The organism is Curtobacterium sp. PhB190 (genome assembly GCF_004365385.1).
In the GTDB taxonomy this organism is placed as follows: domain Bacteria; phylum Actinomycetota; class Actinomycetes; order Actinomycetales; family Microbacteriaceae; genus Curtobacterium.
Genome location: NZ_SODN01000013.1, coordinates 1 through 26,471 on the forward strand (window position 1 = coordinate 1; position 26,471 = coordinate 26,471).

Sequence of the window (26,471 nt, forward strand, 5' to 3'; positions counted from 1 at the left end):
CTGCGCACTCGTCAACGACGACGCGGTACCACCCACACGAACCATCCCCGGATCTCGAACCGACTAATCAGTCCAAGAACCGGGGACCAGTCCACAGCTGGCACCGCGCCTCCCGTTCGTTGGTGGGTTGCCCTAGACCGCGGCGGTCGCCTCGTCGCGGTGCGGGAGCTTCCAACCCGGGCGCACGAAGTGGCAGGTGTACCCGGCGGGGTACTTCTCGAGGTAGTCCTGGTGTTCCTCTTCGGCCTGCCAGAAGTCGCCCGCGGGCTCGACCTCGGTGACGACCTTGCCGGGCCAGATGCCCGAGGCGTCGACGTCGGCGATGGTGTCGCGCGCGACCTGCTCCTGCTCCGGCGAGGTGAAGAAGATCGCCGATCGGTAGGCGCGGCCGACGTCGTTGCCCTGGCGGTCCTTCGTCGACGGGTCGTGGATCTGGAAGAAGAACTCGAGCAGGTCGCGGTACGAGATCACCGACGGGTCGAAGACGATCTCGACCGCCTCGGCGTGGTCACCGTGGTTGCGGTACGTCGCGTTCGGGGTGTCGCCACCCGAGTAGCCGACGCGGGTGCTGATGATGCCGGGACGGCGGCGGAGGAGCTGCTGCGCTCCCCAGAAGCAGCCGCCGGCGAGGATGGCGGTTTCGGTGGTGGTCATGGTGGCCTCCTGAGGTCGTCGTGCCGCTGGCTGCGGCACCGTGTGGTGCAACCGGCAACGGGGCTGCGGTGTTCCCGTGTCGCCGGATGTCGGGTCGCGTCAGTTCGTGGTGTCCTCGAGCGCGTCGAGCGCGGCCACGTCGTCGGCGGCGAGCACGAAGTCGACGTCGGCGTTCGCGGCGATGCGCGCCGGGGTCGTGGACTTCGGCAGGGGCAGGACGTCCTTCTCCAGCAGGTAGCGGATGGCGACCTGCGCGACGGACTTGTCGTACTTCGCCGCGATCTCGGCGATCTGCTCGTTCTCGAGCAGGCCACCCGTGGCGAGCGGCGAGTACCCCTCGGTCAGGATGTCGTGCTCGCGGTCGAACGCGGTGGTCTCGTCCTGGGTGTTGCCGATGAACCAGCGGATCTGGTTGGCGTGCGGGACGACGTCGGTGCGGCCGAGCAGGTCCTCGAGGTCGGCGACGGCGAAGTTCGAGACACCGATCGAGCGGGTCCGGCCGGCGTCGTAGACCTCTTCCAGGACCTTCCACACCTCGACGTTGCCGTCGCGGTGGTCGGAGCCGATGGCGTCCCAGGGCCACGGTGCGTGCACGAGGTACAGGTCGATGACGCCGACGTCGAGGTTGCGGCTCGAGGTCTCGAAGGCCTCGCGGGCGCCGTCGGCGGTCTTGATCTCGGCGGGCAGCTTCGTGGTGACGAAGACCTCGTCGCGGGGGACGCCGCTGTCGCGGATGGCTTGGCCGACGCTGGCCTCGTTGCCGTAGGCCAGGGCGGTGTCGATGTGACGGTAGCCGGCGTCCAGGGCGGTGGTCGTGGCGGCGTAGGCGTCGTCGCCGGACGGGATCTGCCAGGTGCCGAAGCCGATCTTCGGGATGTGCAGGCCGTTGGACAGGGTGAACGTGTCGGTGAGAGCGGACATGCGACGGACAGTACGCCGCGGGTTGGTGGGCGTGTGGAGCGCCGCCGCCGCGCACCGCGCCCCTGTACGGCCATCGCGCCCCGACTCACGTGGGCGCGATGCCCGCCTGGGGGCGCGAACGCGTCAGGCGACGGTCGACTGTCAGCGCGTGCGCGCGCCGATGCGCGGCAGCACGAAGCCGAGGACGATCATCGCCACGGCGAGGAACGCGTGCAGGACGTTGTCCGCGCTGTTCAGGGGGACGAAGTTCGCGGGGTCCGCCATGCCGGCCGTGAACAGGCCGTAGACGAACAGGACCGCGTAGACGATGCCGCCGACGATCAGGTACAGGCGAGCGCCCGACGCCGAACGGGCTGCGATGAGTCCGACGATGCCGAAGAGCAGGTGCACGATGTTGTGCAGGACCGACACCTGGAACAGGCCCAGGAGCAGGGCCATGGAGCCGTGACCGGCCATCGACATCGAGCCCATGTCCATCGTGAGCCCGGGGATGAAGCCGGCGATGCCGACGATCAGGAAGACGACACCGAAGAGGAGCGCACCCTTCTGGGTCCACGTCGAGCCGGTGCGGTTGCGAGCGGTTGCTGCGTTGCTGGTCATGGTGAGACCTCTCTTGTCGAGCGCGCCACGGATGTTGCGCACAGGGTATTCGGGGCCGATGCGCAGTCGGATTGCAGGGGGCATCCGATTTCCGAACGTGCGGGTGTCCGCTGAACCGGCCCGCATGCCCCGCTGCCTACGCTCCGCCGTACGGCAACACCGACGGAAGGCAGCACCATGGCAAGCGGAGTCGCAGCGGTATGGGTCCCGGTCACCGACATGCAGCGGGCGGTCGCGTTCTACCGCGACACCCTCGGACTGACGGTCACGGACGAGTCCGACGACTGGAGCGAGATCGACGCGAACGGTCTGATGATCGGGCTGAACGGCCGTGAGCCGGCGAGTCCGTCGGGCGGAGGGGGAGCGGTCATCACGTTCCAGCCGGACGGGTCGATCGAGGACGAGTTGGCCAGCATCCGCGAGCGTGGTGCGGACGTGCAGGGCGAGATCAGCGAGCACCCGTGGGGCAAGATCGTCCCGTTCAAGGACAGCGAGGGCAACGACCTGCAGTTCTACGCGCCGCCGCAGGGCTGACGCGGTCCCAGGACGGACGGGAGGCCCGTGGCGGTGTCGCCACGGGCCTCCCGTCCGTCATACGGTCCCGTCGAGAGCGCTACGCGACCGCGATCTCGTTGGGCACGCCCGGCAGTGCGTCGCTGGAGGCGACGACCTTCCCGGTGGTCAGGTCCACGGCGTGGACCTTCCGCTCGGCGGGGTCGGTGACGTAGGCGATGTCGCCGGCGACCTTCACGGCGGGGTGGGCGTCCTGCCACTCGGCCGGACCCTCCCACGCGTCGATCACGGGGAACGAGTCGAGCTGCTCCCCGTTGGTCTCGTCGAAGGTGTGCAGGGCGCCGTCGTCACCGAGGACGACGGCCTCGTCACCGGGTCCGCGCGCGAGGTCGCGGAACGTGAAGCCGACCCCGTCGGGCATGTCCGCGACGGTGTACTTCCCCGAGGCCGCGTCGATCAGGGCGATCTGGTCGAGCAGGTAGCCCTCGCTGTCCGGGTCGTCGTTGTAGTCACCGACCGCGACCGACGACGTGTCCGTGGTGAACAGGTTGCCGGTGCGGCCGTACTCGGTCGGGGCGTCGAGCTTCTCGAACGCGCCGTCGGCGTAGACGAGCGCGCCGTCGGTGCAGCCGAAGACCGCGACCTCGTCCTGGACCGCACCTTCGCCGTGCACGTCCGGGCACGATTCGGAGCGGGTGAGTTCCTCGCCGTCGGCGTCCAGGGCTCGGACGCCACTCCGGCTCTCCTCGGTGCCGATGGTGGTCAGGAGCGTGCCGTCCTCGAGCTCGATCGCGACGCCGTGGTGCGCCGCCTCGGACTCGGTGGTCCGGGCGTCGGGCAGGGCGTCGCCGTCGAGGTCGGTGTTGGCGAAGGTCGTCACGTCGCCGGTGCCGTCGGCGAACAGGGCGGTGCGGTCGCCGTGCACGACGGCGTGCCCACCGGTGTCGGCCGGGAAGACCGCGTCGGTGAGGGCCGGGTCCGCTGCGGTGTCGAGCACTCGGAAGCCCTCGGGCACCGTGACGAGCACGTGGCGGCCGTCGCCGGCGGGGTTCACGCGGGCGAAGCCGCCGACGGCGTCGTCGGCCACGACCTGCAGGTCCTGGTCGAGCACGAGCAGGCCGCCGTCGTAGGTCAGCGTGATGCGGGTGCTGTCGGCCTTGGGGGCCGAGGTGCTCTCGGCGTCGTCGGCGTTCGTGGCGCACCCGGTCAGGGCCAGGGCAACGGTGCCGAGCAGCGCGGCCGGCAGTGCCGCGGCGCGGAGGGTCTTGGTTCTGGTCATGGGCAACACTGTACTGATTCTCATTCTCATCAAGAAATCGGAGCCGTCAGGCCGTCGACGATCGAGTCGGTGTTCGAGCGCATCATCCCGAGGTAGGTCGACGCGGCGCCGTCCTCGGTCAGGGACTCGGTCGCCAGCGAGCGGATCGACACCTGCACGTCGACCTCGTCCGCCAGGACCTCGGCCAGGCGAGCGGGTTGCGAGGCATCGGCGAAGATCGTCGGGACGCCCGCCTGCTCGATCGCGTCCGCCAGGTCACGCAGGTCGGCGGCGCTCGGGGACGCCAGGGTCGTGCCGCTCGGGATCACGGCACCCACCACCCGGAACCCGTAGCGGTCGGCGAGGTAGCCGAACACGTGGTGGTTCGTCACCAGGGCCTTGCGATCGGCGGGGACGGTGTCGAACGCGGCGGTCATGTCGTCGTCGAGGGCATCGAGCCGGTCGGTGTAGGCCTCGGTGCCGGGAGTGTCGATGCCGACGGCGTCCAGCTCGTCGTCGAGGGCCTCGACCACGTCGACCATGCGCGCGGGGTCCGTCCAGAAGTGCGGGTCCGGGCCGCTGTCGTCGTCGGTGGTCCACTCCAGGGCGCCGATCGCGTCTCCGGCGGTGAAGACGGGTACGCCGTCGTCGCCCGCGGCGCGGACGTGGTGGGCCACGCCTTCCTCGAGCCCGAGGCCGTTCTCGACCACCAGGTCGGCGCTCCGGAGTCGCGCCGCCTGCTGCGCGGACACCTCGAACGAGTGCGGGTCGCCGCCAGGGGGCATGAGCACCATGACGTCCACGCCGTCGCCGACGACCTCGGTCACGACGTCGCCCAGGATGTTCGTCGTCACGGCGACGAGTGGACGGTCCGACCCGGCGGCGGTGCAGCCGGCTGTCGTGACGGCAACGGCTGTGACGACGAGGGCCACTGCCACCGCCCGCGCGGTGCGCCCGACCGGCGTGGTTCCGCTCACAGTCCCACCTCGGCGAACGCGACGGGCGCGAACGGGAGCTCGATGGTCCGGGCCACGCGGGCGCCGTCCGCGAAGTCGATCTCGTGCACGACGGCGGCCGTGGGGTCGGCCACGTAGGCGCGCTGCGCGTCGAGCTGCAGCAGCGGTGCCCGGTCGCCGTCGACCAGGGGATCAGTCGTCGCGACCTTCCCGGTCGAGGCGGTCACCACGACCACCCGACCGGCGTCGTCGACCCCGACCACGTGCTCGTCCTGGTCGTCGACGGCGACCACCGCACGCAGCGGCCGTTCGGTCGTGACGTGCTGCCACGCGCGTTCCCGCACGTCGAGCAACCAGAAGCCGGTGTCACCCGCGGTCCCGGCGACCGTTGGGCGGCCGGCCCGCGCGGCGAAGGCGGTCGGACGCTCGGCGTCGTCCGGCAGCGCGACGAACGAGGTCGCGCCGGCATCGTCGACGACGACCGCCCCGTCGGCGCAGCCCACCACGGCGCCGGCGCGGGTGACGATCCCACCAGCGGGGTCGGTACAGGCCTGTCCGGCGCTGGTCGACCCGGTCGGCTCGGTCGACCCGGTCTGCTCTCCGTCGGTGTCGAGGACGCGGACGGTGTCGCCCTCGGCGGCCACCAGGTGCTCGCCGAGCGGCAGCAGCACGGTTGCGTCGAGTCGTGCGGTCTCGTCGAGCTCGCCCTGCCCGAGTGCCGCGCGGTCGAGCACCACCGCTTCGCCGCGCTCCGGCCAGGCGATCGTGGTCATCGTCTCCGACGAGTGCACCTGGACCGGACCGCCGCCCTCGAGCGTCCCGACGACGCGCGGCTCGGCGGCGTAGTAGTGCGTGTGGTCGCCGTGGTCGACGGTCCAGGAGCCCCCGTCGACGACCGTGGTGCGGTCGCCGTCGCTCGTCACCAGGAACCGACCGTCGGTCGCGGAGTGCTCGGCTGCGCCGACGCGGTCCAGGTCGGTGGTCTCGCCGATGAGCAGGTCGTGCAACGCTGTCTCGCCGGTCGCGGAGACGGCCAGGAGGCCCAGCTGGGGTTCCTGGGACTCGGTCGCGCCCGCCACCCAGCCGTGCGGGGCCGTGGTCGCGCTGGCGTCGTCGGCCGGCGGTGTCGACGCGGTGGAGCACGCAGTGGCCGTCAGCGCGAGGCCGGTCGTCAGGCCCAGGGCTCCCAGGAGTCGCGGGAGTCGTGTGCGTGGGCGGTCGGTGGTCGGGTCGTGGTTCATGGTGCCTCTCGTGCTGGTGCTCGGACGGGGTGTTCGACGGGGTGTTCGACGGGGTGGTCGACGGGGTGTGCGTCGCTCCGTGCGGTGGTGCGCGCGACCCCGCGGACGACGGCGGCGGTGGCGCGGGACAGGGCGACCCCGGCGACGGCGACGGCCGCGATGCTCGCGCCGGCGGCGGTGCCGGCGTGCCACGAGACGAGCAGGCCGACCAGGACGGCGGCGACGCCGAGCACCGCGCCGAGGAGCATCGTCGAGGCGACGTGCTTCGTCCAGGCGCGGGCCGCGGCGGCCGGTGCGAGCAGGAGCCCGACGACCAGCAGGGTGCCGACCGCGCGGTACGAGGCGACGACGGCGAGCGTGACCAGGCCGATGAGGACCACCTCGGCGAGGCGGGGGTGCAGGCCGAGCGTCGCGGCCTTGCGGACGTCGAAGGCCAGCGCCGTGAACGGTCGGTGGAACACGGCCGCAACGAGCAGGGCGACGGCGACCGCGATCGCCAGGCCGCCGAGGTCGGCGCGGGTGACGGCCAGCACGTCGCCGAACAGGATCGCGGTGACGTCGGTGGCGAAGGACCGTGACGCCGAGACGATGATGACCCCGAGCGCGAGCATCCCGACGAAGAGCAGCCCGATCGAGGTGTCGTAGGACAGGCCACCGCGCCGTCGCAGCGCCCCGACGCCGAACACCATCACCCCGGCACTCACGGCGGCGCCGAGCACTGCGGGGACTCCGGTGAGCGCTGCGATCGCGACGCCGGGCAGCATGCCGTGCGACAGCGCCTCGCCCAGGAACGCCATCCCGCGCACGAGCACCCACGTGCCGACGACGGCGCACAGGACCGCGGCCAGGGCGCCGCCGGTCAGGGCGCGCACCATGAAGTCGACGGTGAAGGGGTCGGTCAGCCAGGTCACGATCCGAGACGCTACATGAAAACGACTATCGATACTGATAGCGTGTTCAGGTGCCAGCAGTCGACACGCGACCAGCCGTCCGCCTCGAGCGGGTGACCGCCCTGCGCGGGGAGCGGACCGTCCTCGACGGCCTCGACGCGGCCTTCCCGGCCGGCCGGGTCACCGCGCTGACCGGACCCAACGGATCCGGCAAGTCGACGCTGCTCGACGTGGTGGCTGGCGTGCTGCGGCCGACCGCCGGGCGCATCACGGGCCTCCCGTCCGACGGCGTCGCCCACGTGAGCCAGTCCGTCCCGCCGACCACGCTCCCGCTCACCGTTCGCGCGACCGTCGCGATGGGGCGGTGGCGTCACCGGGCCTGGTGGCGACCGCTCGGACGCGACGACAGCGCCGTCGTCGACGCGCAGCTCGAGCGGATGGCGATCGCGGACCTGGCCGACCGGCCCCTCGACGCGTTGTCCGGCGGGCAGCGGCAGCGCACGCTCGTGGCACTCGGGCTGGCGCAGCGGGCTCGGGTGCTGCTCGTCGACGAACCGACGGCCGGCGTCGACGCGGCGTCCGCGGCACTCGTGGTGGCGGCGCTCGCTGCCGAGGCTGCCGACGGCGTCGTGGTCGTGCACGCCGCACACGATCCGGTGGCGATCGCCGCAGCCGACGCCGTGGTCACCCTCCCCGCGCCCTGAGGACCCACGCGAGCGCGCGTGCCGACGACGAGTGCGCATGTTCCTGCGTGTGCACTCGTCGTCTGGCGGTGCAGTCGGGGCGCCGCAGGCTTCAGTGAACCTCGACGGTGCGGCCCGACACCACCGACTCCTGCGCCGCGAGCACGATCGACAGGGTCCGCAGCCCGACGTGCACGTCCGGCTGCGGCTGCACGCCCGCCCGGACGGCGTCGACGAACGTCCGGAGCATCGCGGCATCGGGGTCGGCGCCGTAACGGGACTCGATCGGCAGCCCGGTCTCCGCGACGATCCCGCGAGCAGCCGCCCCGAAGAAGTCGAGCGACACCGTGCCGCCCGTCCCGGCGACGTCGAGCGTCAGTCCACCCCACACCGCCGAGGTGTCCGGCTTGCTCCACGAGCAGTCGATCGCGGCGACGACGCCGTTCGCGTACGTGATCGTGACGAGTCCGGCGGTCTCCGCCTGCGCCCGGGCCGCGTGCAGTGTGCGGTTCGCCACCGCGGTCACGGTGACGGGTGCCGACCCCATCAGGCCCTCGAGCAGGTCCGCGATGTGCACGACGTGGTCGACGATCGCGCCGCCGCCGGACAGTTCCGGCTCGGTGAACCACGACCGGGTCAGGGGGAGCATGCCGTTGTTCGCGCCGCGGACCGAGAACAGCTGCCCGAGCGCCCCGGAGTCGTGCGCTGCGCGGAGCTTGTCGAACGCCGAGGTGAACCGCACCGGGAACGCCACCATGAGCATGACGCCCGCCGCCTCGACGGCGTCGCGGATCGCGAGGCCGTCCTCCAACGTGGTCGCGAGCGGCTTCTCGCACAGGACGTGCGCACCGGCGGCGGCCGCGGCCTCGACGAGTTCGCGGTGCCGGGCGTTCTCGCTCGTGACGACGACGGCGTCCGGGCCCCAGGCGAGCAGCTCGTCGTACGTCTCCGCGTAGTCGACCCCGAGCTCGTCGGCCAGGTCGCGGCCGCGGAGCTCGATGACGGTCTCGCCCGTGCTGACGCCGTCCGGGTCGGCACCGCGGACCTCGACCCCGGGCATCGCGGCGAGGGCGGCGAGGTAGCCGATCGCGTGGGTGTGGGCGAACGACATCACGGCGATCTTCAGAGCGGTCACGCGTGAGCCCCCGTCGTCAGGGACACCGGCTGCCCGGTGTCCATCGACTCGAGTGCCGCGTTCGCGATCCGGACCGCCTCGGCGCCGTCCGCCGCCGTCACCCGCGGAGCGGCACCGCCAGCGAACGCCCCGAGGAACTCGGCGAGCTCGAGCCCGTACGGGTCGTCGGCGGGGTCGACCTCGGGCAGGAAGCCGTCCGCGGCGTCGGGCACCGCGAGGTCGGCGACGTAGTCCTGTTCGTCGAGCGACCGGTGCGCCAGGCTACCGCGCGTGCCCGTCACCGAGTACTCGGTCGAGAACGCGAGGTGCTGCGGTCCCCAGATCCCGGCGACGTGGCTGATCGCCCCGGACTCGTGCGTGAGCAGGACGTGTGCTGCCTCCACCGGCTCGGCCTCGGTGCCGGCACGGACGCCGACCGCCGACACCGTGGTGACGGGTCCGGCGACCGACCGCGCGATGTCGAGGTCGTGGATCATCTGGTCCATCACGATGCCGCCGGACAGTGCCCGGTCGGCGAACCACGCGGTGCGGGTCGGGAAGGCCCCGGAGCGCACGAACCGCAGGACCGCCAGGTCGCCCAGGAGGCCCGTGGTGACGGCGTCGTGCAGGCGCACGTACGCGGGGAAGAAGCGCACCACGTGGGCCGGGAAGAGCTGTCGGCCGGCGTCCCGCGCACGGGCCACCAGGTCCGCAGCGTCGGCGTCGGTCCGGGCGAGGGGCTTCTCCGACACGACGTCCTTGCCGGCGGCGAGTGCGGCCCGCACGACCTCGGCGTGGGCGAAGGTCGGCGTCACCACGTCCACGACGTCGACTTCCGCGAACAGGTCGTCGAGCGAGTCGACGACGGTGATCGACGACCCCGCGGCGGCTGCTGCCGGGGCGAACGCCGCCGCGAGCTCCGGTGCACCGGCCGGCGCGTACACGACGACCGGGCCGAGGCGGAGCAGGCCGGGCATGTGCGCGTGGGCGATGCCGCCGGCGCCGACGAGGCCGATCCGGGGAGGGGTCGGGGGCATCGGGGCTCCTTCGCGGGGTGGACCGGTCGACGGTGACGGGGACGACGCCATGCTACCGAGTCGGCCGTCGCCGGAGTCGGCGAGCCGAGCACGGTGTGATCTCAGAACCCAGCGGTCAGATTTTCTGAGGTAGCGGCACAAGTCAGAAAATCTGGTGCAGTTGTGCTGAGACCAGTGTCAGGCGTCGAGGGCGCGTCGCGCGGCCGCCACGACCTCGGCGTCGGTCACGAAGTGCGCCGAACCGTCGTCGGCCCCGCCCATCGGGACCCCGGCGTGGGCGCTGTCCGGCGCGGCACGCTTGGCCGACAGGTGCACGGCGGCGGCACCGGTCGCGACGAGCGCCCGGATGTCGGCCGGGGTGACACCGGCACCGGCCATGACCTGCACCGGCCCGGCGGCGTCGACCATCCGGGCGATCGTGGCAGCGCCGGCTCCCGCGGTGGGGGCGCCGCCGGAGGTCAGCACGCGGGTGAACCCGAGCGCGGCGAGCGTGGCTGCTGCGGCGACGGGGTCCACCGCGTGGTCGATCGCCCGGTGCAGGGTGATCTCGGCGGTCGTGCTGACCGAGCGGGCGGCGTCGACGAAGCGGCGCAGGGCGTCCTCGTCGAGGGTCCGGTCCGGGCGCAGCGCACCGACGACGACACCGGCGGCGCCGGAGCGCAGGACCGTCCGGACCTCGCGCACCATGAGCTCGACCTCGTCGGGGGTGTGCACGAACCCGCCGGGGCGGCACCGGACCAGCGCGTGCGCCGGGATCCCGGTCTCGTGGGTCGTCTCGACCAGGGCCTGCGACGGGGTCAGCCCGCCGAGCTCGAGCCCGACGCAGAGCTCGACCCGGTCAGCTCCGCCGTCCCGTGCGACGACCGCACCCTGCGGCGAGGTGACCGCGATCTCGAGTGCAACGGGCGAAGGGGTCATGCAGAGGCTCCGAGTGGCTGGTCCGAGGCCGGGATGATCCTGGCGGTCAGGTCCGGGGCCTCGGGGAACACTCGATCGTAGGGGAACATCGGCCGCTCGATCCTGTGGTGCTCGAGGCGGAGCAGGTCCTGGTCGACACCACCCGGGGTGAGCGCGAGCATCCAGTCGGCGGCCATGTCGAACAGCTCCGGCTCGAGGTACCCGATCTTCACCACGACGACGTCGGCCTGCCGCGGTGCCAGGTCGAGGTCGGTGAAGTCGTGCTCGTGGTGGTACGGCTTGCGCAGCTTCGTCAGGATCGCGAAGACGCTGCCGACCTGCAGCACGACCTCGGTCTCGGCGTCGCGGTCGCCGTGCTTGATCGCGTGGACCCGGCCGGTCATGGTGATCGGTCCGGCGTGCACGGCATCGACCGACGCACCGGCGGTCACCGTGACGGTCGCACCCACACCGGCCTCGACCGCGGTCGCCACGGCGGCGGCGCCGGGGACGCTCGCGTAGATCAGGGTGGGGCCGTCGGCGCTCGCGAAGGCCGGGTTCGCGAGCACCTGCGTCAGTCCCCAGGTCATGTCGCCGGAGCCGCCCGCGGTGGGGTTGTCGCCGGAGTCGGACACGAAGTAGGGGTGTGCGGCGCCGGGTGCGAGCGCGGCGGCCAGGCACTCGTCGAACGTGCCGGTGGGTGCGACGAAGACGAAGTCCTCGCGGACGTCCCAGAAGGCACGGGCGAGGCGCTCGGCCCCGGCGGCGACGGCGGCCTCGTCCCACCCGGTGACGACGGTGACGGCCTGGTCGCGGGGCTGGTCCGCCCAGGCGTAGCCGACCCAGATCGCGGCGTCGAGCACGCCGTCGGTCTGCTCGACGAGCGGCACCTGGGCGTACAGCGAGGCGGCGGGTTCGAGGCGGGTCGAGGTCTGCTCGCCGGGCAGCAGGACGGGGATCGGGATCCAGGCCTTCACGGGGCGCTGCGCTCCGGCAGGACGCGCGGTGAGCACGTCGACCAGGTTCCGGACGGCACGTTCCTTGGTCTCCATGGCGTCCTCGTGCGGGGCCATCCGGTAGCAGGTGACGAGGTCGACCTGGTGGGCGAGCTCGCGCGTGACGTTGCCGTGCAGGTCCATCGACGCCGACACGATGACGTCCGGGCCGATCACCGCACGGATCCGGCCGAGCAGGTCCGCCTCGGCGTCGTCGAGGCCCTCGACGACCATCGCGCCGTGGATGTCGTACCAGAGGCCGTCCACGTGCTCGGCGTCGACGATCGCGCGCAGTCGCGTGACGATCTCGGCCGCGAGCTCCTCGTACGACGCCCGGTCCACGATGCCGCCGGGCAGCGCGTGCCCGATGAGCGCCCCGCGGAAGTCCGCCGCGTCCGACATCGCGGACAGGAACGGGTACCGCGCGACGACCTCGTCGCCACGGTCCGGGTGGAACGCCGGTGCGTGGGTGCGGGTGGGGGTGAAGGTCGACGTCTCGATGGCCAGTCCGGCGATGGCGACGACCGGACGACGGGCACCGGCGGGGACGGCGGGGGTGGCGGACACGGTCTCAGACACGGACGCTCCTGTTCCTGGTGGTGGACTGCGGGATGGGGGTGGACAGCTCCTCGAGCGAGGCGGCGAGGCCCCGCTGCAGTGCGAACTGGCCGGCACCGACGAGCCCGGCATCGGCACCGAGCGACACCGGCTCGATCGCCAGGTGCTGCGTCATGAGCGGGTGGCAGCTCTCGTAGAGCTGACTGCGCACGGCCGCGATGAACGGGTCGAGGGTGGAGAGGATGCCGCCCAGGTAGACGGCGTCCGGGTTGAAGAAGTTCACGTTGGCCGCGAGCACCTCGCCGAGGTACCGACCGGCCAGGCGCACGGCACGGGTGGCCTCGGGGTGGGCGTCCGAGGCGAGTCGGACGACGTCGGCGGTCGAGGAGACGTCGACCCCGGCGCCCGACAGGATCCGCACCAGGGCAGCTCCGGACGCGACGGTCTCGAGGCACCCGGTGTTCCCGCACGAGCACGGGGTGTCGCCGGCGGCGTCGATCCGCACGTGGGTGATGTCCCCGGCCGAGCCCGTGGACCCGCGGTACAGGCGGCCGTCGATGACGATGCCCGCGCCGATCGCCGATCCGGCCTTGATCGTGATGGTCTGCCGGCGTCCTGGGGGCTGCACGCTCTGCTCGCCGGCGGCCATGCAGTTCGCGTCGTTGTCGACGATCGCCGGCAGGCCGAAGCGGTCGGACAGCCAGGCGGCCACCGGGAACCCGTTCCAGCCCGGCATCCGGCTCGGCAGGTCGACGACACCGGCCTCGACGTCGACGGGACCGGGCAGACTGAGGCCAACCCCGCGCAGACCGGCGCGGCCACGGTCGTCGGCGAGCCGCTCGAGCAGGCCGGCCAGTCGCTGCAGGCCGGCGGTCGGACCGTCGGAGAGCGCGAACGGGACGTTCGCGACCGACTCGAGCGCGCCTCCCGGCAGCACGATCCCGACCCGCGCGTGCCCACCGCCGACGTCGGCGGCGACCGCGTACTCGTCGACGCCGCCGATGCGGAGCACCTTGCGGGGACGGCCGCCGGTCGAGACGTCGGTGCCCTCTTCCGCGAGCAGCCCGTGCGACAGCAGCTGGGTGACGACGTGCGACACCGTCGACGGAGCGGCGCCGAGCAGCGTGGCGATCTCGGTGCGACTCGCGGCCTGACCCGACGCGACGAGTTCGAGGACGCGAGCAGAGAGGTCCGTCACGACTTTCTCCAATCCGGGGGAAACGACGGCCGAACCGACCGAACACCCGGAGCCTAACCGGCGGAACGGCCCGTTCACCCTTTCGTCCAAACGGCAGAAACGCAGTTTTTACACGAAGATGTTTGTTTTTCCAACGGCTTTGGCCATTGACTGTGTCCGTGCCGCTCGGCACGCGTGCTCCACCTCCCCAGAACTCCCACGCACCAGGAGACACACATGACCAAGCCCCGCCGCTGGGCGCTCCTCACCGGAGCAGCGATCGCCGTGAGCGCCCTGCTCGCCGGATGTTCCGGGGGCGGTTCCGCCACCTCGAACGCGAATCCAGACGAGATCAACTACGCCCTTCCTGCGAACTTCACGCCCAACTGGATCCTGCCGATCGGCACCGCCGCGCACCTCAACACGAACAACGGCTCCATCGCGCAGTCGCTGTACGAGCCGCTCGTCGCGTACGACGGCTCCACCGGCAAGATCGCGTGGAACAAGGACGGGTCCGTCGCCACGGACGCGGAGTTCGCCGACGACGGCAAGAGCGTCGAGATCACCCTCGGTGACCGGCACTGGTCCGACGGCGAGGCGATCACCAGCCGCGACGTCGAGTTCTGGTTCAACCTGATCAAGGCGAACAAGGACCAGTGGGGCTCGTACTCGAAGGGCAAGGCGCCGGACAACTGGACCTCGTTCAAGACCGTCGACGACACCCACTTCACGATCACGTTCGACAAGGCGTACAACTCGGACTGGATGCTCGCCAACCAGCTGAGCCACATCATCCCGCTGCCGCAGCACGCCTGGGACAAGACGAGCGCGGGCGCGAAGGTCACCGACGCCGACGAGACCACCGCCGGCGCGAAGCAGGTCTGGAAGTACCTGAACACCGCGGCCGGCAAGATCTCCGACTACGCCACCGACGACCTGTGGAAGACCATCTCCGGTCCCTACGGTGTCAAGGCGTTCACCACCGCCGGCAAGGTCACCCTCACCGCGAACACGAAGTACGACGGTGGCGAGAAGCCCTCGATCGCGACGGTCAACCTGCTGCCGTTCACGACGGCCGATGCCGAGGTGAACGCGGTCCGCTCCGGCGAGGTCGACTACGGCTACATCAACGCCACGGACATGGACCAGGAGTCCTCGTTCACGGCGAAGGGCTACGAGGTCGAGCCGTGGACCGGCTGGGCCATCACCTACATGCCGTACAACTTCAACAACCCGGACATGGGCGCCGTCTTCAAGCAGCTGTACGCCCGCCAGGCCGTGCAGATGTCGATCGACCAGAAGTCGCTGTCGAAGGTCGTCTTCAACGGCACCGCCACCTCGACCTACGGCCCGATCCCGCAGGCGCAGGAGTCCGACTACGTCTCCGACGTGCAGAAGGACAACCCGTACCCGTTCAGCACGTCGAAGGCCAAGGACCTGCTCACCAGCCACGGCTGGGAGGAGCAGGGCGGCACGATGGTCTGCACCGACCCCGGAACGTCCGACAGCCAGTGCGGCGAGGGCGTGAAGGACGGCACGAAGTTCACCATGGGTGTCCTGTCGCAGTCCGGCTCGACCGTGACCGACAACATGATGAGCGCGATCCAGTCCTCGCTCGCCAAGACCGGCATCGGCTTCACCATCAAGACCGCGCCGGTGTCGAGCGTGCTGTCGCAGACCCCGACCTGCACGAGCGACGAGGCCAGCTGCGACTGGGACCTGTCGTTCTTCGGCACCGCGGGCAGCTGGTACTTCCCGGCCTACCCGACCGGTGAGTCGCTCTTCTCGACCGGGGGTTCGGCGAACTTCGGCAGCTACTCGAACAGCGAGGTCGACGACCTCATCGACGCGACCACCACCTCGACCGACGCCACCGCCGTGCAGGACTACAGCGCCGCGGTCGCGAAGGACCTGCCGGTGATCTGGCTGCCGAGCCCCGACTACCAGATCTCGGTCGTCAAGAAGGGCCTGTCCGGGTTCGACCAGGACTCGCTCGCCAACTTCCACCCGGCCCAGTGGAAGTGGAACAAGTAAGACCGTGACCACGGACGGGAGGCGCGGTGCGCGCCCGACGCGCACCGCGCCTCCCGTCCCTCGCACGTCTCCAATCCGACCATCGGAAGCCGCATGACCACAGCTCTCTACCTCACCAGGCGCGTCCTGCAGGCGCTCGCGGTGATCCTCATCGTCACGATCGTGGTGTTCTGCCTGCTGCATGCGCTGCCCGGCGGACCCGCCCGCGGTGTCCTCGGCGTCTCCGCGACGCCCGCGCAGATCACCGCGTTCAACCAGGCGCAGGGACTCGACCAGGCGCTGCCGGTGCAGTACCTGCGGTTCCTCGGACGCCTGCTCACCGGCGACCTCGGCACCTCGTACACCCTCAACGAGCCGGTCTCGCAGCTCATCGCCGAGCGCCTGCCGAAGACCCTCGTGCTCACCGGCATCTCCGCCGTGCTCGGGCTCGTCATCGCGATCCCGGTCGGCATGCTCCAGGCGGCCCGCCGCAACGGTGCGGTCGACTACGCCGCCACCGCCCTGGCCTTCGTGTTCTACTCGACGCCCGCGTTCTTCCTCGGGCTCATCCTGATCATCGTCTTCAGCCAGCAGCTGCCGTGGCTGCCGTCGCAGGCGCCGAGTGGCACCACGCTCGCCGAGGTGTTCCAGGACCCCGCCGGGCTCGTCCTGCCCGTCGTCACCGGAGCGCTCGCGATGATCGCCGTGTTCAGCCGGTACATGCGAGCCTCGACCCTCGAGAACCTGCAGGAGGACTACGTCCGCACCGCCCGCGCCGGTGGTGCCTCGACGATGACGATCCTGCGCCGGCACGTGTTCCGGAACTCGCTGACGCCCGTCGTCGCGATGCTCGGCTACTACCTGCCCGTGCTGTTCGGCGGCGCCCTCGTCACGGAGCAGCTGTTCAACTACCCCGGTATGGGGCTCCTGTTCTGGAACGCGGCGCAGTCGTCGGACTACCCGACGCTGCTCGGCTGCGTCCTCGTCATCTCCATCGCGACCGTCATCGGCACCCTGCTCGCCGACGTCGCGCAGTCCCTCATCGACCCGCGAGTGAAGGCGAGCCGCGCATGACCGCCGCGTCAATCATCGACACTGCGTCCACCCATGACGTGAAGGCGAGCCGCGCATGAGCGCCGTACAACTGGCACCCGAAGCACCGGGCGCTCCCGTCACCGTCGCGGCCACCGGGTTCCGGCTCGCCGCCCGCCGGTTCCGCGGCAACACGCTCGCCGTGATCGGCCTGGCCGTGATCGTCGTCATCGTCCTGTTCTGCTTCGTCGGGCCCTTCCTGTACCCGACCGACCAGACCCACACCATGCTCGAGCAGGCCAACCAGGGACCGAGCGCGGCGCACTGGCTCGGCACCGACGCCGTCGGCCACGACGTGCTCGGCCGGCTGATGTACGGCGGCAAGGTCTCGCTCATGGTCGGCATCGCCGCCGGGGTCCTGGCCACGGTCGTCGGCACCCTGTGGGGTTCGGTCGCCGGCTACGTCGGCGGCTGGGTCGACGCGCTGATGATGCGCGTCGTCGACGCGGGCATCGCGATCCCGGCGCTGTTCATCCTGCTCGTCATCTCGGCCATCACGACCCCCGGTGTGGCCGGGCTCATCCTGATCCTCGGGCTGGTGTCGTGGCTGGTGCCGTCCCGCCTGATCCGCGCCGAGACCCTGACGCTGAAGAACCGCGACTACGTGCTCACCCTGCGCGCGATCGGCGGCTCGCACGCCCGCGCCATCGGCAAGCACCTGCTGCCGAACTCGGTGTCCACGATCGTCGTCGCCGCGACCTTCCAGGTCGCCGACGCGATCCTGCTCGTCGCCTACGTCTCGTACCTCGGGCTCGGCGTGCAGCCGCCCGCGACGGACTGGGGCGGCATGCTCTCGGCGGGACTCACCGCCGCGTACTCCGGACGCTGGTGGCTCATCGTGCCCCCGGGTCTGGCCGTGATCCTGATCGTCTGCGCGTTCAACGCCGTGGGCGACGGACTCCGGGACGCCTTCGACGTGAGGGGCCGCTGATGACCACCGAACCGATCCTGCGGACGACCGACCTCGGCGTCTCGTTCAGCACCGAGTCCGGCACCGTGTCAGCCGTGCGGGGCGTGTCCCTGACGGTCGCGCCGGGCGAGACGCTCGCCCTGGTCGGCGAGTCCGGCTCCGGCAAGTCCACGGTGGCGCTCGCCGCGATGGGGCTGCTCTCCGGCAACGCGACGGCGACGGGCAGCGCGCTCGTCGCCGGTCACGAGGTCGTCGGTGCTCCCGAACCGTCGCTCCGTGCCCTGCGGGGCTCGACGGTGTCGATGGTCTTCCAGGAGCCCGCGACGGCCCTCGACCCGCTCACCCGGGTCGGCGCGCAGATCGCCGAGGTGATCCGGAACCACCGAACGGTCACCGCCGCGCAGGCCGCGGCCGAGGCCGTCGACCTGCTCCGCCGCGTCGGCATCCCCGACCCCGAGTCGCGCACGCGGTCGTTCCCGTTCCAGCTGTCGGGTGGGCAACGCCAGCGCGTGGTGATCGCGATGGCGATCGCGAACTCGCCGAAGCTGCTCATCGCGGACGAGCCGACGACCGCCCTCGACGTGACCGTGCAGGCCGAGATCCTCGAACTGCTCCGGAAGCTCGCCGTCGACACCGGCACGGGCGTCCTGCTCGTGACGCACAACATGGGCGTCGTCGCGGACTTCGCGGACCGCGTCGCGGTCATGCTGCAGGGCGAGATCGTCGAGACCGGCAGCGTCGAGGACGTCCTGCTCCGTCCGGAGCACGAGTACACCAAGCGGCTGCTCGCCGCGGTGCCGCGGCTCGACGTGGCGGGCGACCGTCCCGCCGCTGCGGTCGACACGGGGTCCGCTGACGCGGTGGCCGGGAGGCCCGGTGCGGCTCCGGTGGTCGACCTGCGGGACGTCACGGTGACGTTCGGGCGCGGGGCGCGCGCCGTCCACGCGTTGCAGGGGATCGACATCGCCGTGCACGCGGGCGAGACGGTCGGCCTGGTCGGCGAGTCCGGCTCCGGCAAGTCCACCGCTGCCCGGGTGGCGCTCGGGCTCATCACGCCGACGTCCGGCACGGTCTCGCTGTTCGGGCAGGACCTGCGCAGCGCCAAGGGTCGTGACCGGCGGGCACTCCGGTCCGGCATCGGCGTCGTGCTGCAGGACCCGGTGGCCTCGCTCGACGCCCGGATGTCCGTGGCGGAGTGCATCGCCGAACCGCTCGCCGTGCACCGCCGTGGCATGTCGTCGGCGGACCGTCGCCGCCGGATCGACGAGGTGCTCGACGCCGTCCGGCTGCCGCGGTCGCTGGCGTCCCGGGCCCCGCGTGAGCTCTCGGGTGGGCAGCGCCAGCGGGTCTCGCTGGCCCGTGCCCTGGTGCTCGAGCCCCGGTTGCTCGTCGCCGACGAACCGACCTCGGCGCTCGACGTCAGCGTGCAGGAGACCGTGCTCGAGGTCCTCGGCGAACTGCAGGACGACCTGGGCTTCGCGTGCCTGTTCGTCTCGCACGACCTGGCCGTGGTGCAGCACTTCGCCGAGCGCGTCGTCGTGATGCGCCAGGGGGTCGTCGAGGAGCAGGGCACCACCGGCACGACGCTCCTGCACCCCACCACCGACTACACCAGGCGCCTGCTCGCCGCCGTGCCGGTGCCGGACCCCGTCCTGCAACGGCAGCGGCGGACCGAGCGCCTCGCCTCGCTCGCGGCGGTGACCGCGTGACCCGGGTGATCGCCGGCGTCGACGTCGGCGGCACGAACACCAAGGTCGTCCTGACGACCCCCGACCTCGAGGTCGTCGACCGCGTCGACCTGCCGACGCCCGCCCACGCGGGCGGGGCGGCGATCGTGACGGCCGCCGTCGGGGCGGTGACGGGCCTGCTCGTCCGGCACCGGGCCTCCTTGACGGGTGTCGGGGTGGGCGCGGCCGGCGTGGTCGACGCTGCCACGGGCACCGTCCTGGTGACGGGCAACTCGTTCACCGGCTGGGCCGGTTACGGCGTGACCCGCGCGGTCAACGACGCCCTCGGCGTGCCGGCGACGCTCGACAACGACGTGAACGCGTTCCTGCTCGGCGAGATCGCCACGGGTGCCGTCGCGGGGGAGTCCGACGTGCTCGGGATGACCCTCGGCACCGGGGTCGGCGGTGCGTTCGTGCTCGGCGGACGGCTGTTCGCGGGGCCGCGCGGCGCCGCCGGTGAGATCGGCCACGTGCCGGGCTTCGGTGACGCGCTGTGCACCTGCGGACAGATCGGACACCTCGAGACGATCGCGGGCGCGCGTGGCATCGCCGACCGGTACGCCGAACGATCCGGCCGGCGGCTGTCGGCGCGTGACGTCGCCGTCGCCGCACGTGCCGGTGACACGGACGCCGCTGCCGTCTTCCAGGCCGCGGGGTGGGGCCTGGCGCGCGCCGCCCTGCTCACCGCGGGGATCCTCGACGTCACGACGATCGTGATCGGCGGCGGCATCGCGCGGTCGTGGGACCTGCTCGAACCGGCCATCACCGCGGCGATCGCGGCCGAGCCCCCGGTGAGCGGTGCGACGATCCGGCTGGCGCAGTCGACCCTCGGGTCGGACGCCGTGGCGCTCGGTGCCGCGTCGCAGGTGCGCGCGCTCGTGCTCGAGGCCGAGCCGGCGTAGCGACGGACCCGGGGCGGGTCGGGTCAGCGCAACCAGACGACGATGCCGCGCAGGTCGTGCAGCACGGCCGCCAGACCCGCGCGCAGTGCGCGGTCGGCGCGCTCCTCCGTGAAGGTGGACGGGTCGTAGTGGCTCGACGGTCCGAGTCCTTCGCCACGGAAGCCGCCGCCGGTCCAGTCCGCGGCCGTCACGTTCGACGTCGGCTCGGCGATCTCGGCACCCACGACCAGGAACTGCTGGTGGAGCGCCGTCGGCGACACCGCGGCGAGCGGGTCGACCATGTGGTTGCCGACGCTGATCACCAGGTCGGACCGCTCGTCGATCGCCCGGGTGACCGCCGCGATCCGGTCGTCGGCGTCCGTCGCCGACACCCTCGTGACGGTGACGTCCTCGTCCGCCGCCCACGACGCGACGGCGTCGAGCAGGGTCCGAGTCGGGGCGTCGTCGGCGTCACCGGCGTCCGACAGGAGTACGACGTCGTAGTCGTCGGGGGCGTGGACCCCGGACCACGAACCCGGCTCCGGGTGGATGGTGGCCTCGGGTGCCGGCGGCTGCGTCGGGTCGGAGAAGCCCGCGCCGAGGGCACCGGCCGTGGCGTGCGCCGTCGCCGACGTGCCGGTGCCGTCGCCGGCGTCGGTTCCGGCTCCAGTGTCGGTCCCGCCGGGTGTCGCCGAGCACCCGGCCAGCAGGGCGACGCCGGTGCTGACGAGGGCGACGGTGGTCAGCAGGACGGTCGTCCGGGCAGCGAGGCGGGTCACTGCATCATCGAAACACGTCGGTGTGCCGCACCGGGCCGGCTCCGGCGGCTGTCCGGCACCTGTCCCACTGCTGGTCACCACCTGTTCACCTGCCGGTCGTCCGAGGGCCGGATCGTCTGCGCGTGCCTTCCGGAACCCCCGTCGCGCTGCTGCGCGCCCGCCCTGCCCGTCCGTCCCGCCCGTCCGCGCTGATCGCACGGGTCGTCGCCGCGCTCCTGCTGCTCGGGGTGCTCGTCGTCGGCGTGCTGGCCGGGGCGTCGCCGGCATCGGCGCACGGCTTCAGCTCGGTCGTCTACGCGAAGGTGACATCGACGGAACCGACCGTCGTGCACGCGGAGCTCGGGCTCGAGTACGACCTGATGCTCGTGTCGGTCGCCACGAGCGAGCACGACGACGCGTTCCACACGCAGGGTCAGGCGGCCTGGGACGACGGCGACTTCCCGGGGATGGTGTCGGCGGCCGAGGCGCACACTGACGCGCTCGGGAAGTACGTGTTCGACCGGTTCTCGGTGTCCGGCGCGGGTGGGCAGGCCTGCACGGGCGTGCTCGGCGACAGCGTCACGGTCGACCTGCAGGACGAGGTGCCGTACGCCCACGTGACGGCTGACTTCACCTGCCCGGAGCCGTCGGAGACGCAGACCGGACACGTCGTGACGTCGACACTGTTCCCGGACAGTGAGACCTTCGTGCGCGACACCAAGACGATCGTCACCTACGACGTCGACGCGAAGCAGGGATCAGCGACGCTCGACGCCTCGCAGCCGTCGTTCTCGACCGAGCAGTCGGCCGGGCAGCGCTTCTGGGAGTTCTTCCGCCTCGGTGCCGAGCACCTGCTGACCGGCATCGACCACATCCTGTTCCTCGTCGCGCTCATCGCCGGGTCACGGCGCCTGCGCGAGGTGGTCTACACCGCGTCGGCGTTCACCATCGCGCACTCGATCACGTTCATCCTCGCCGCGCTCGGGGTGGTCAGCCCGCCCGCGATCGTCGTCGAGCCGCTCATCGCCCTGTCCATCGCCGCCGTGGCCGGCTGGTACCTGTGGCGGCTCTGGCGGCGCCGGTCGCGCGCCGACGAACTCGTGGTCGGTGAACACGGGCACTTCTCGCTCGACCGGGCGGGCTGGACACGCCTGGCCGTCGTGTTCGCGTTCGGGCTGATCCACGGGCTCGGGTTCGCCGGGGCGCTGGGCATCCACGAGGCGTTCTCGTGGCAGCTGCTCGTGTCGCTCCTCGTCTTCAACGTCGGCATCGAGGCCGTGCAGCTCGCGATCATCGTCATCGTCTTCCCACCGCTGTCCCTCCTGCGTCGGAAGGCCCACCGGGTCTCGCTCTGGGTCACCGGAGTCGTGACCGCCGGGGTGTTCGTGATGGGGATGATCTGGTTCGTCGAGCGGCTCGCAGCGGGATGACGGTGGTCCGCTCCTGAACAGCGACGACTTGTCACTCAGCGTTTACCAAGACGTTTCGCAGTGCATGCAGAGTCTTCCGTGCTGCACCATCCCACGTCTGAGAAACGGACCACCATGAGTCTCCTGTCCGGCGCCACCACACGGCGCAGAACCACCACCCTCCGCGTGTGCGGAGCCGTCCTCGGGGCCGCGCTCATCGCCGGCGCCTCGATGGTCGGCACGAACGTCGCATCCGCCGCGACGAACACCCCCACCACCAACATCTCCACCGGCGGCCCGCTCCACATCCTGCTGGGCGTCGGTGCCACCGAGAGCCAGCGCATCGCCTCGTGGTACTTCCCGACGAACGTCGCGCAGTCGCTCGAGATCCAGAAGACCGCGTCGATGACCGACGGGGTCTTCACCGACGCCAAGTCGACGATCGCCGCGTCGAAGGCCGCCAACACCGCAGTCGACACGAGCACGACGGACTCGAACACGAAGAGCATCGACGGCATCGCCGCCGAGTCGGGCTACATCAACGCCCACGCCACGATCTCGGACCTCGAGCCGAACACCTCGTACACGTACCACGTCGGTGCGGCGGACGGGTCGGCCTGGTCGGCGTCGTACACCTTCACCACGAAGAGCTTCTCCGGCGACTTCGACTTCCTGTTCTTCGGTGACCCGCAGATCGGTTCGTCGGGCTACGTCGACGACGACGGCGCCGGCTGGGCGGACACGCTGCGGTACGCCACGACGACCGAGCCGGACGCCGAGCTCCTGGTCTCCGGTGGCGACCAGATCGAGCACGCCAACAACGAGTACGAGTGGGGCGCGTTCGCCGACAGCAGCGACGTCCTCAAGCGCTACCCGTGGGCCTCGACCATCGGCAACCACGACGTCGGCGGCAAGGCGTACGAGCAGCACAACCAGGTGCCGAACTCGCTCAAGGTGCCGGACTTCTACCCGGGCGGCAACACCACCGCGAACTCGGGTGGCGACTACTGGTACATGTACAAGGGCGTCCTGTTCATCGACATCAACTCGAACGCCTACGCGGCCGGATCGGACGCTGCCCACGTGAACTACGTGCGCGACGTCATCAACCGCTACGGCGACGACGCGAAGTGGACCACGCTGGTCTACCACCACTCGATCTACTCGCCGGCCGACCACGCGAACGACAAGGACAACCAGCAGCGCCGGTTCGACTTCACGCGTGCGTTCTCCGACATGGGTGTCGACCTCGTCCTGCAGGGCCACGACCACTCCTACTCGCGCAGCTACGCGATCAAGAACGGCAAGAAGGCCAACGTCAACGAGCAGCCCGCTGCTCCCGAGGTCTTCTCCGGCCCCGGCGGCGTCATCTACATGACGGCGAACTCGGCCTCCGGCTCGAAGTACTACGACCTGACCGCTCCGGACGCCACCCAGAGCGGCTACGGCGCAGACCCGCTCGACCCGACCGGCAAGCGCCACTGGGCCAACTCGGTCGAGAACCAGGAGCACGTCCGCTCCTTCGTCAAGGTCTCGGTCACCGACGAGAAGCTCTCCGTGCAGGACATCCGCGCCGGCGACTGCACCACGCTCAACTCGGCGGTCCAGCACGGCAACGTCGACAGCTGCGGCGTGACGCTCCAACCGACCGCCACCGCCGACCCGGCCGCGATCGGTTCGACCGTCGACCAGTTCGACCTGCACGCCACGCTGCCCGCGACCGCCACGACGCTCGCGGTCTCCGCCGCGTCGCAGACCGTCAACGCGGCGAAGCCGGCCACGGTCACCGCGACCATCGCCGGTGGCATCGGCAAGCAGCAGGGCACGCTGACGGTCTCGGACGGCAAGAAGGTCCTCGGCACCGTCCCCGTCAAGAACAGCACCGCGACCATGACGCTCCCGAGCGCCCTGGCCATCGGCACGCACTCGCTCACCGCCAAGTTCGTCAACGCGGACTCGACCTTCTCGGGCACCGACTCGGCGACCGCGAAGGCCACCACCGTCACCGTCACGAAGGCCCCGTCCCGGACGGCGCTCAAGTACAGCGGCGGCAAGGCGACCGTGCAGGTCAAGGCCACGGGCTTCACCGTGAACGGCACCGCGCGGATCTACCAGGGCACGAAGCGCCTGGCGACCGTCACCGTCAAGAACGGCAAGGTCACCTCGGCGCTCGCGCTGAAGAAGGGCACGCACAAGCTGCACGCCGTCTTCGCCGGCACCGACAGCCTGACGACGAGCACCAGCCCGGTGCAGTCGATCGTCATCAAGTAACACCAGCGCACCAGCGCACCAGCGAAGGCCCCGCGACTCCGGTCGCGGGGCCCTCGTGCCGCGCGGCCGCAGGTCTCCGTGGGATCGATCGGCTCCGAACGCGTTGTGTGAGCGTTCGGTCACAGATGGTGCTTGTGAGCGATCGGTGACAGCGACCGCGCGCTCCGCGCGGGTCGCGGCTACGCTCCACACCACCGGGGCCAGGGGCGGCCCCACCAGGGGACCAGGGGCACACCATGACGGGACGACGACGCGCGACGGTCGGGATCACGACCGCACTCACACTGATCGGCGTGCTCATCGCGCCCGTCATCGCGCCCGTCACCGCGGCGGTGGCCGCTCCGGACGACGGTGCGCTCACCGTCATGCTGACCGACCCGGAGAAGCGGCCGCTCGCGATGGAGGGCGTGGTCGTCGACCTCCGCACCCCGGACGGCAGCACCGCTGACTCGGCGACGAGCGACCGCCGCGGCCGGATGACGTTCGACGCGGTCCCGGCAGGCACCTGGACGCTGCACGGTGAGCGCGAGGGCTCGTACGGCTTCGACGACGTGGTCCCGGCGGAGCGGACCGGCGTCGTGGTCAGCGCCGGCGGGCACGAGACCGTCGTGGTCGTGATGCGGCGGGGTGCCTCGATCGGCGGCACCGCCCACAACCCGTACGGCGCGGACCTGTCCGGCGCAGCGGTCGTCGTCCGTGGCTGGAACACCGGCACCGTGCGGCGGACCGTCACCTCGCCCGACGGTCACTACTGGGTGCACGGCCTGCCGAGCGACGACTACAGCGTGCAGGTCAACGCGCACGACGAGACGCTCGACTCGTGGCCGGCGTTGCGCAACGAGTCGTGGGGCTTCCACCGCGATCCCGGCTCCACTGCGGAGCGCTCGTACGTCCGGGTCGCGCACCAGGCCGGGGGCCGCACCGAGACGGTCGTGGACGGCATCGATGCGAGCTCGACCCGGGGCGTCACCCTGACCGGGATCCTCAACCCGCAGCTCGACACCGACTTCACCGGCGCCACCGTGCACGTGTACGGGGAGTCGATCGGCAGCACCTTCGACACGCACCTGAGCTACTGGTCGCCCGGTCGGGGCGGGACCTTCGGCGCAGTCCTGAGCCCCGGACGCTACAAGGTCGAGGTCGTCGGCTGGTCGCCGACCCAGCGCCGGTACGTGTCGTACTGGTACGGCGGTGAGGGCAACCGGCCCGTCGCGGACCGCGCGGCGTCGCACACGATCGTCATCCGCGACGAGAGCCGGTCGATCTCGTTCTGGAGCACCCACTGACGGGGCCGCTGATCCGTCAGCCGGCGCGTCCGTCGGTGGGTGCCGGCTCGGTGATGCGTTCACCTGTCGTCGGGTCCCAGCCGACCGTGCGGGGTTCGGCGGGTCGAACGCGGCGCTCGGTCTTCGGGAAGAACCCTCGCGTGGTCGGCAGGTAGCTCAGGACCGTCGCAGCGACGAGGGCGATCGGGTAGAGGAAGCCCACGGCCCCTGCGCCGAGCACGAGCCCGACCACGGTGTTCACCACGGCGAAGCCGGTCACGATGGCGAGCCAGAGCCGTGCGGACCCCGATCCGCGGGCCATTCGGATCGCCAGCCAGACGAACAGGGCCGCGAAGGCGAGGCCGATGAACGCGCCGACCAGTGCGACGGCGAGCCCACCGTTGGTGTTCACCACCGCGACGACCAGGAACCCGAGGCGGACGAGCACCACAGCGCACCAGATGCCGGACGCGATGGTGACGACGGTCGGGCGCGTCCTCCGAGCGGTGTTCGTGCTCATGTCGCTCCTTCGGTTTCCCGGTCGACACGATCCTAGGGCGGCCCCGTCCGCCGAAGTGCGGACTGGCGCGGCCCCCGAACGAGGGTCAGGATGCTGACCAGTTGCACAACGCAACGGGTCAGGTGCTTCCC

24 protein-coding genes are annotated in these 26,471 nt (G+C 71.4%); 10 read left to right on the top strand and 14 right to left on the bottom strand.

Features of this window, described 5'->3' with window-relative positions; all coding sequences use genetic code 11:
* Positions 1–132: 132 nt before the first annotated feature.
* The 3 genes from msrA to EDF47_RS17600 form a co-directional block, all read right to left on the bottom strand.
* Positions 133–654 carry a peptide-methionine (S)-S-oxide reductase MsrA gene (msrA, locus tag EDF47_RS17590; RefSeq protein ID WP_111086459.1) on the bottom strand — a complete coding sequence of 174 codons (522 nt, stop codon included), beginning with the start codon at positions 652–654 and terminating at the stop codon, positions 133–135.
* A gap of 99 nt (positions 655–753) precedes the next feature.
* A complete protein-coding gene (locus EDF47_RS17595; protein ID WP_133938917.1) occupies positions 754–1,575 on the bottom strand; it encodes an aldo/keto reductase in 822 nt (273 codons plus the stop codon).
* A 141-nt stretch (positions 1,576–1,716) separates the two neighbouring features.
* A complete protein-coding gene (locus tag EDF47_RS17600; RefSeq protein WP_111086495.1) occupies positions 1,717–2,175 on the bottom strand; it encodes a DUF4383 domain-containing protein in 459 nt (152 codons plus the stop codon).
* A gap of 177 nt (positions 2,176–2,352) precedes the next feature.
* On the opposite strand from EDF47_RS17600, the gene EDF47_RS17605 reads away from it, so the two are divergent.
* Positions 2,353–2,709: a VOC family protein gene (locus EDF47_RS17605; protein ID WP_133938919.1), complete on the top strand. Its 357-nt coding sequence runs from the start codon at positions 2,353–2,355 to the stop codon at positions 2,707–2,709.
* Positions 2,710–2,788: 79 nt separating this feature from the next.
* Here EDF47_RS17605 and EDF47_RS17610 read toward each other — a convergent pair whose 3' ends face one another.
* Genes EDF47_RS17610 through aztB form a run of 4 tightly spaced genes read right to left on the bottom strand, consistent with a single transcriptional unit; the run spans position 2,789 to position 7,054 of the window.
* A complete protein-coding gene (locus EDF47_RS17610) occupies positions 2,789–3,967 on the bottom strand; it encodes a hypothetical protein (protein ID WP_133938921.1) in 1,179 nt (392 codons plus the stop codon).
* Positions 3,968–3,996: 29 nt separating this feature from the next.
* Entirely contained in the window at positions 3,997–4,923 is a 927-nt protein-coding gene (locus tag EDF47_RS17615) for a metal ABC transporter substrate-binding protein (RefSeq protein ID WP_133938923.1), read from the bottom strand.
* Entirely contained in the window at positions 4,920–6,143 is a 1,224-nt protein-coding gene (locus EDF47_RS17620; RefSeq protein ID WP_133938925.1) for an ABC transporter, read from the bottom strand. The genes EDF47_RS17615 and EDF47_RS17620 overlap by 4 nt, the downstream gene beginning before the upstream one ends.
* The gene (gene aztB / locus EDF47_RS17625) at positions 6,140–7,054 is read right to left on the bottom strand and encodes a zinc ABC transporter permease AztB (protein ID WP_133938927.1); all 915 of its coding nucleotides are present in this window, start codon (positions 7,052–7,054) and stop codon (positions 6,140–6,142) included. Before aztB ends, EDF47_RS17620 begins: the two co-directional genes overlap by 4 nt.
* 50 nt (positions 7,055–7,104) lie before the next feature.
* Between aztB and EDF47_RS17630 the strand changes: the two genes are divergently transcribed.
* On the top strand, positions 7,105–7,737 hold the full coding sequence (locus EDF47_RS17630) for an ATP-binding cassette domain-containing protein (RefSeq protein WP_243834081.1): 633 nt from the start codon (positions 7,105–7,107) through the stop codon (positions 7,735–7,737).
* Between the two features lie 91 nt (positions 7,738–7,828).
* Here EDF47_RS17630 and EDF47_RS17635 read toward each other — a convergent pair whose 3' ends face one another.
* From EDF47_RS17635 to EDF47_RS17655, 5 genes are all read right to left on the bottom strand, one after another.
* Complete coding sequence (locus EDF47_RS17635; protein ID WP_243834082.1) at positions 7,829–8,851, bottom strand: Gfo/Idh/MocA family oxidoreductase; 1,023 nt, start codon at positions 8,849–8,851, stop codon at positions 7,829–7,831.
* Positions 8,848–9,867 (bottom strand): Gfo/Idh/MocA family oxidoreductase, encoded by a 1,020-nt coding sequence (locus EDF47_RS17640; protein WP_133938929.1) that lies wholly within the window; start codon positions 9,865–9,867, stop codon positions 8,848–8,850. Before EDF47_RS17640 ends, EDF47_RS17635 begins: the two co-directional genes overlap by 4 nt.
* Before the next feature lie 177 nt (positions 9,868–10,044).
* Positions 10,045–10,785 carry a copper homeostasis protein CutC gene (locus EDF47_RS17645; protein ID WP_133938931.1) on the bottom strand — a complete coding sequence of 247 codons (741 nt, stop codon included), beginning with the start codon at positions 10,783–10,785 and terminating at the stop codon, positions 10,045–10,047.
* Positions 10,782–12,338, bottom strand: a complete 1,557-nt coding sequence (locus EDF47_RS17650) for a M81 family metallopeptidase (RefSeq protein WP_243834083.1) — start codon at positions 12,336–12,338, stop codon at positions 10,782–10,784. The genes EDF47_RS17645 and EDF47_RS17650 overlap by 4 nt, the downstream gene beginning before the upstream one ends.
* Positions 12,331–13,515 (bottom strand): ROK family protein, encoded by a 1,185-nt coding sequence (locus EDF47_RS17655; protein WP_111085915.1) that lies wholly within the window; start codon positions 13,513–13,515, stop codon positions 12,331–12,333. The genes EDF47_RS17650 and EDF47_RS17655 overlap by 8 nt, the downstream gene beginning before the upstream one ends.
* A gap of 216 nt (positions 13,516–13,731) precedes the next feature.
* Between EDF47_RS17655 and EDF47_RS17660 the strand changes: the two genes are divergently transcribed.
* The 5 genes from EDF47_RS17660 (at position 13,732) to EDF47_RS17680 (ending at position 20,138) form a co-directional block, all read left to right on the top strand.
* Entirely contained in the window at positions 13,732–15,528 is a 1,797-nt protein-coding gene (locus tag EDF47_RS17660; protein ID WP_133938935.1) for a peptide ABC transporter substrate-binding protein, read from the top strand.
* A 93-nt stretch (positions 15,529–15,621) separates the two neighbouring features.
* Positions 15,622–16,581, top strand: coding sequence for an ABC transporter permease (locus EDF47_RS17665; RefSeq protein WP_123294582.1), 960 nt, complete (start codon positions 15,622–15,624; stop codon positions 16,579–16,581).
* 55 nt (positions 16,582–16,636) lie between these two features.
* Entirely contained in the window at positions 16,637–17,530 is an 894-nt protein-coding gene (locus EDF47_RS17670) for an ABC transporter permease (protein WP_133938937.1), read from the top strand.
* Positions 17,530–19,218 carry an ABC transporter ATP-binding protein gene (locus EDF47_RS17675; RefSeq protein WP_133938939.1) on the top strand — a complete coding sequence of 563 codons (1,689 nt, stop codon included), beginning with the start codon at positions 17,530–17,532 and terminating at the stop codon, positions 19,216–19,218. The genes EDF47_RS17670 and EDF47_RS17675 overlap by 1 nt, the downstream gene beginning before the upstream one ends.
* Complete coding sequence (locus EDF47_RS17680; protein WP_208321002.1) at positions 19,215–20,138, top strand: ROK family protein; 924 nt, start codon at positions 19,215–19,217, stop codon at positions 20,136–20,138. The genes EDF47_RS17675 and EDF47_RS17680 overlap by 4 nt, the downstream gene beginning before the upstream one ends.
* 23 nt (positions 20,139–20,161) lie before the next feature.
* On the opposite strand, the gene EDF47_RS17685 is transcribed toward EDF47_RS17680, so the two are convergent.
* On the bottom strand, positions 20,162–20,896 hold the full coding sequence (locus EDF47_RS17685; RefSeq protein WP_131881026.1) for a hypothetical protein: 735 nt from the start codon (positions 20,894–20,896) through the stop codon (positions 20,162–20,164).
* 122 nt (positions 20,897–21,018) lie between these two features.
* Here EDF47_RS17685 and EDF47_RS17690 point away from each other — a divergent pair, with 122 nt between their 5' ends.
* From EDF47_RS17690 to EDF47_RS17700, 3 genes are all read left to right on the top strand, one after another.
* Positions 21,019–22,305 carry a HupE/UreJ family protein gene (locus EDF47_RS17690; protein WP_131881028.1) on the top strand — a complete coding sequence of 429 codons (1,287 nt, stop codon included), beginning with the start codon at positions 21,019–21,021 and terminating at the stop codon, positions 22,303–22,305.
* A gap of 114 nt (positions 22,306–22,419) precedes the next feature.
* Positions 22,420–24,555: a metallophosphoesterase family protein gene (locus tag EDF47_RS17695; RefSeq protein ID WP_165918707.1), complete on the top strand. Its 2,136-nt coding sequence runs from the start codon at positions 22,420–22,422 to the stop codon at positions 24,553–24,555.
* 236 nt (positions 24,556–24,791) lie between these two features.
* Positions 24,792–25,841, top strand: coding sequence for a carboxypeptidase-like regulatory domain-containing protein (locus EDF47_RS17700; protein WP_131881030.1), 1,050 nt, complete (start codon positions 24,792–24,794; stop codon positions 25,839–25,841).
* A 16-nt stretch (positions 25,842–25,857) separates the two neighbouring features.
* Here EDF47_RS17700 and EDF47_RS17705 read toward each other — a convergent pair whose 3' ends face one another.
* Entirely contained in the window at positions 25,858–26,340 is a 483-nt protein-coding gene (locus tag EDF47_RS17705) for a hypothetical protein (RefSeq protein WP_131881032.1), read from the bottom strand.
* Between the last annotated feature and the right edge of the window lie 131 nt (positions 26,341–26,471).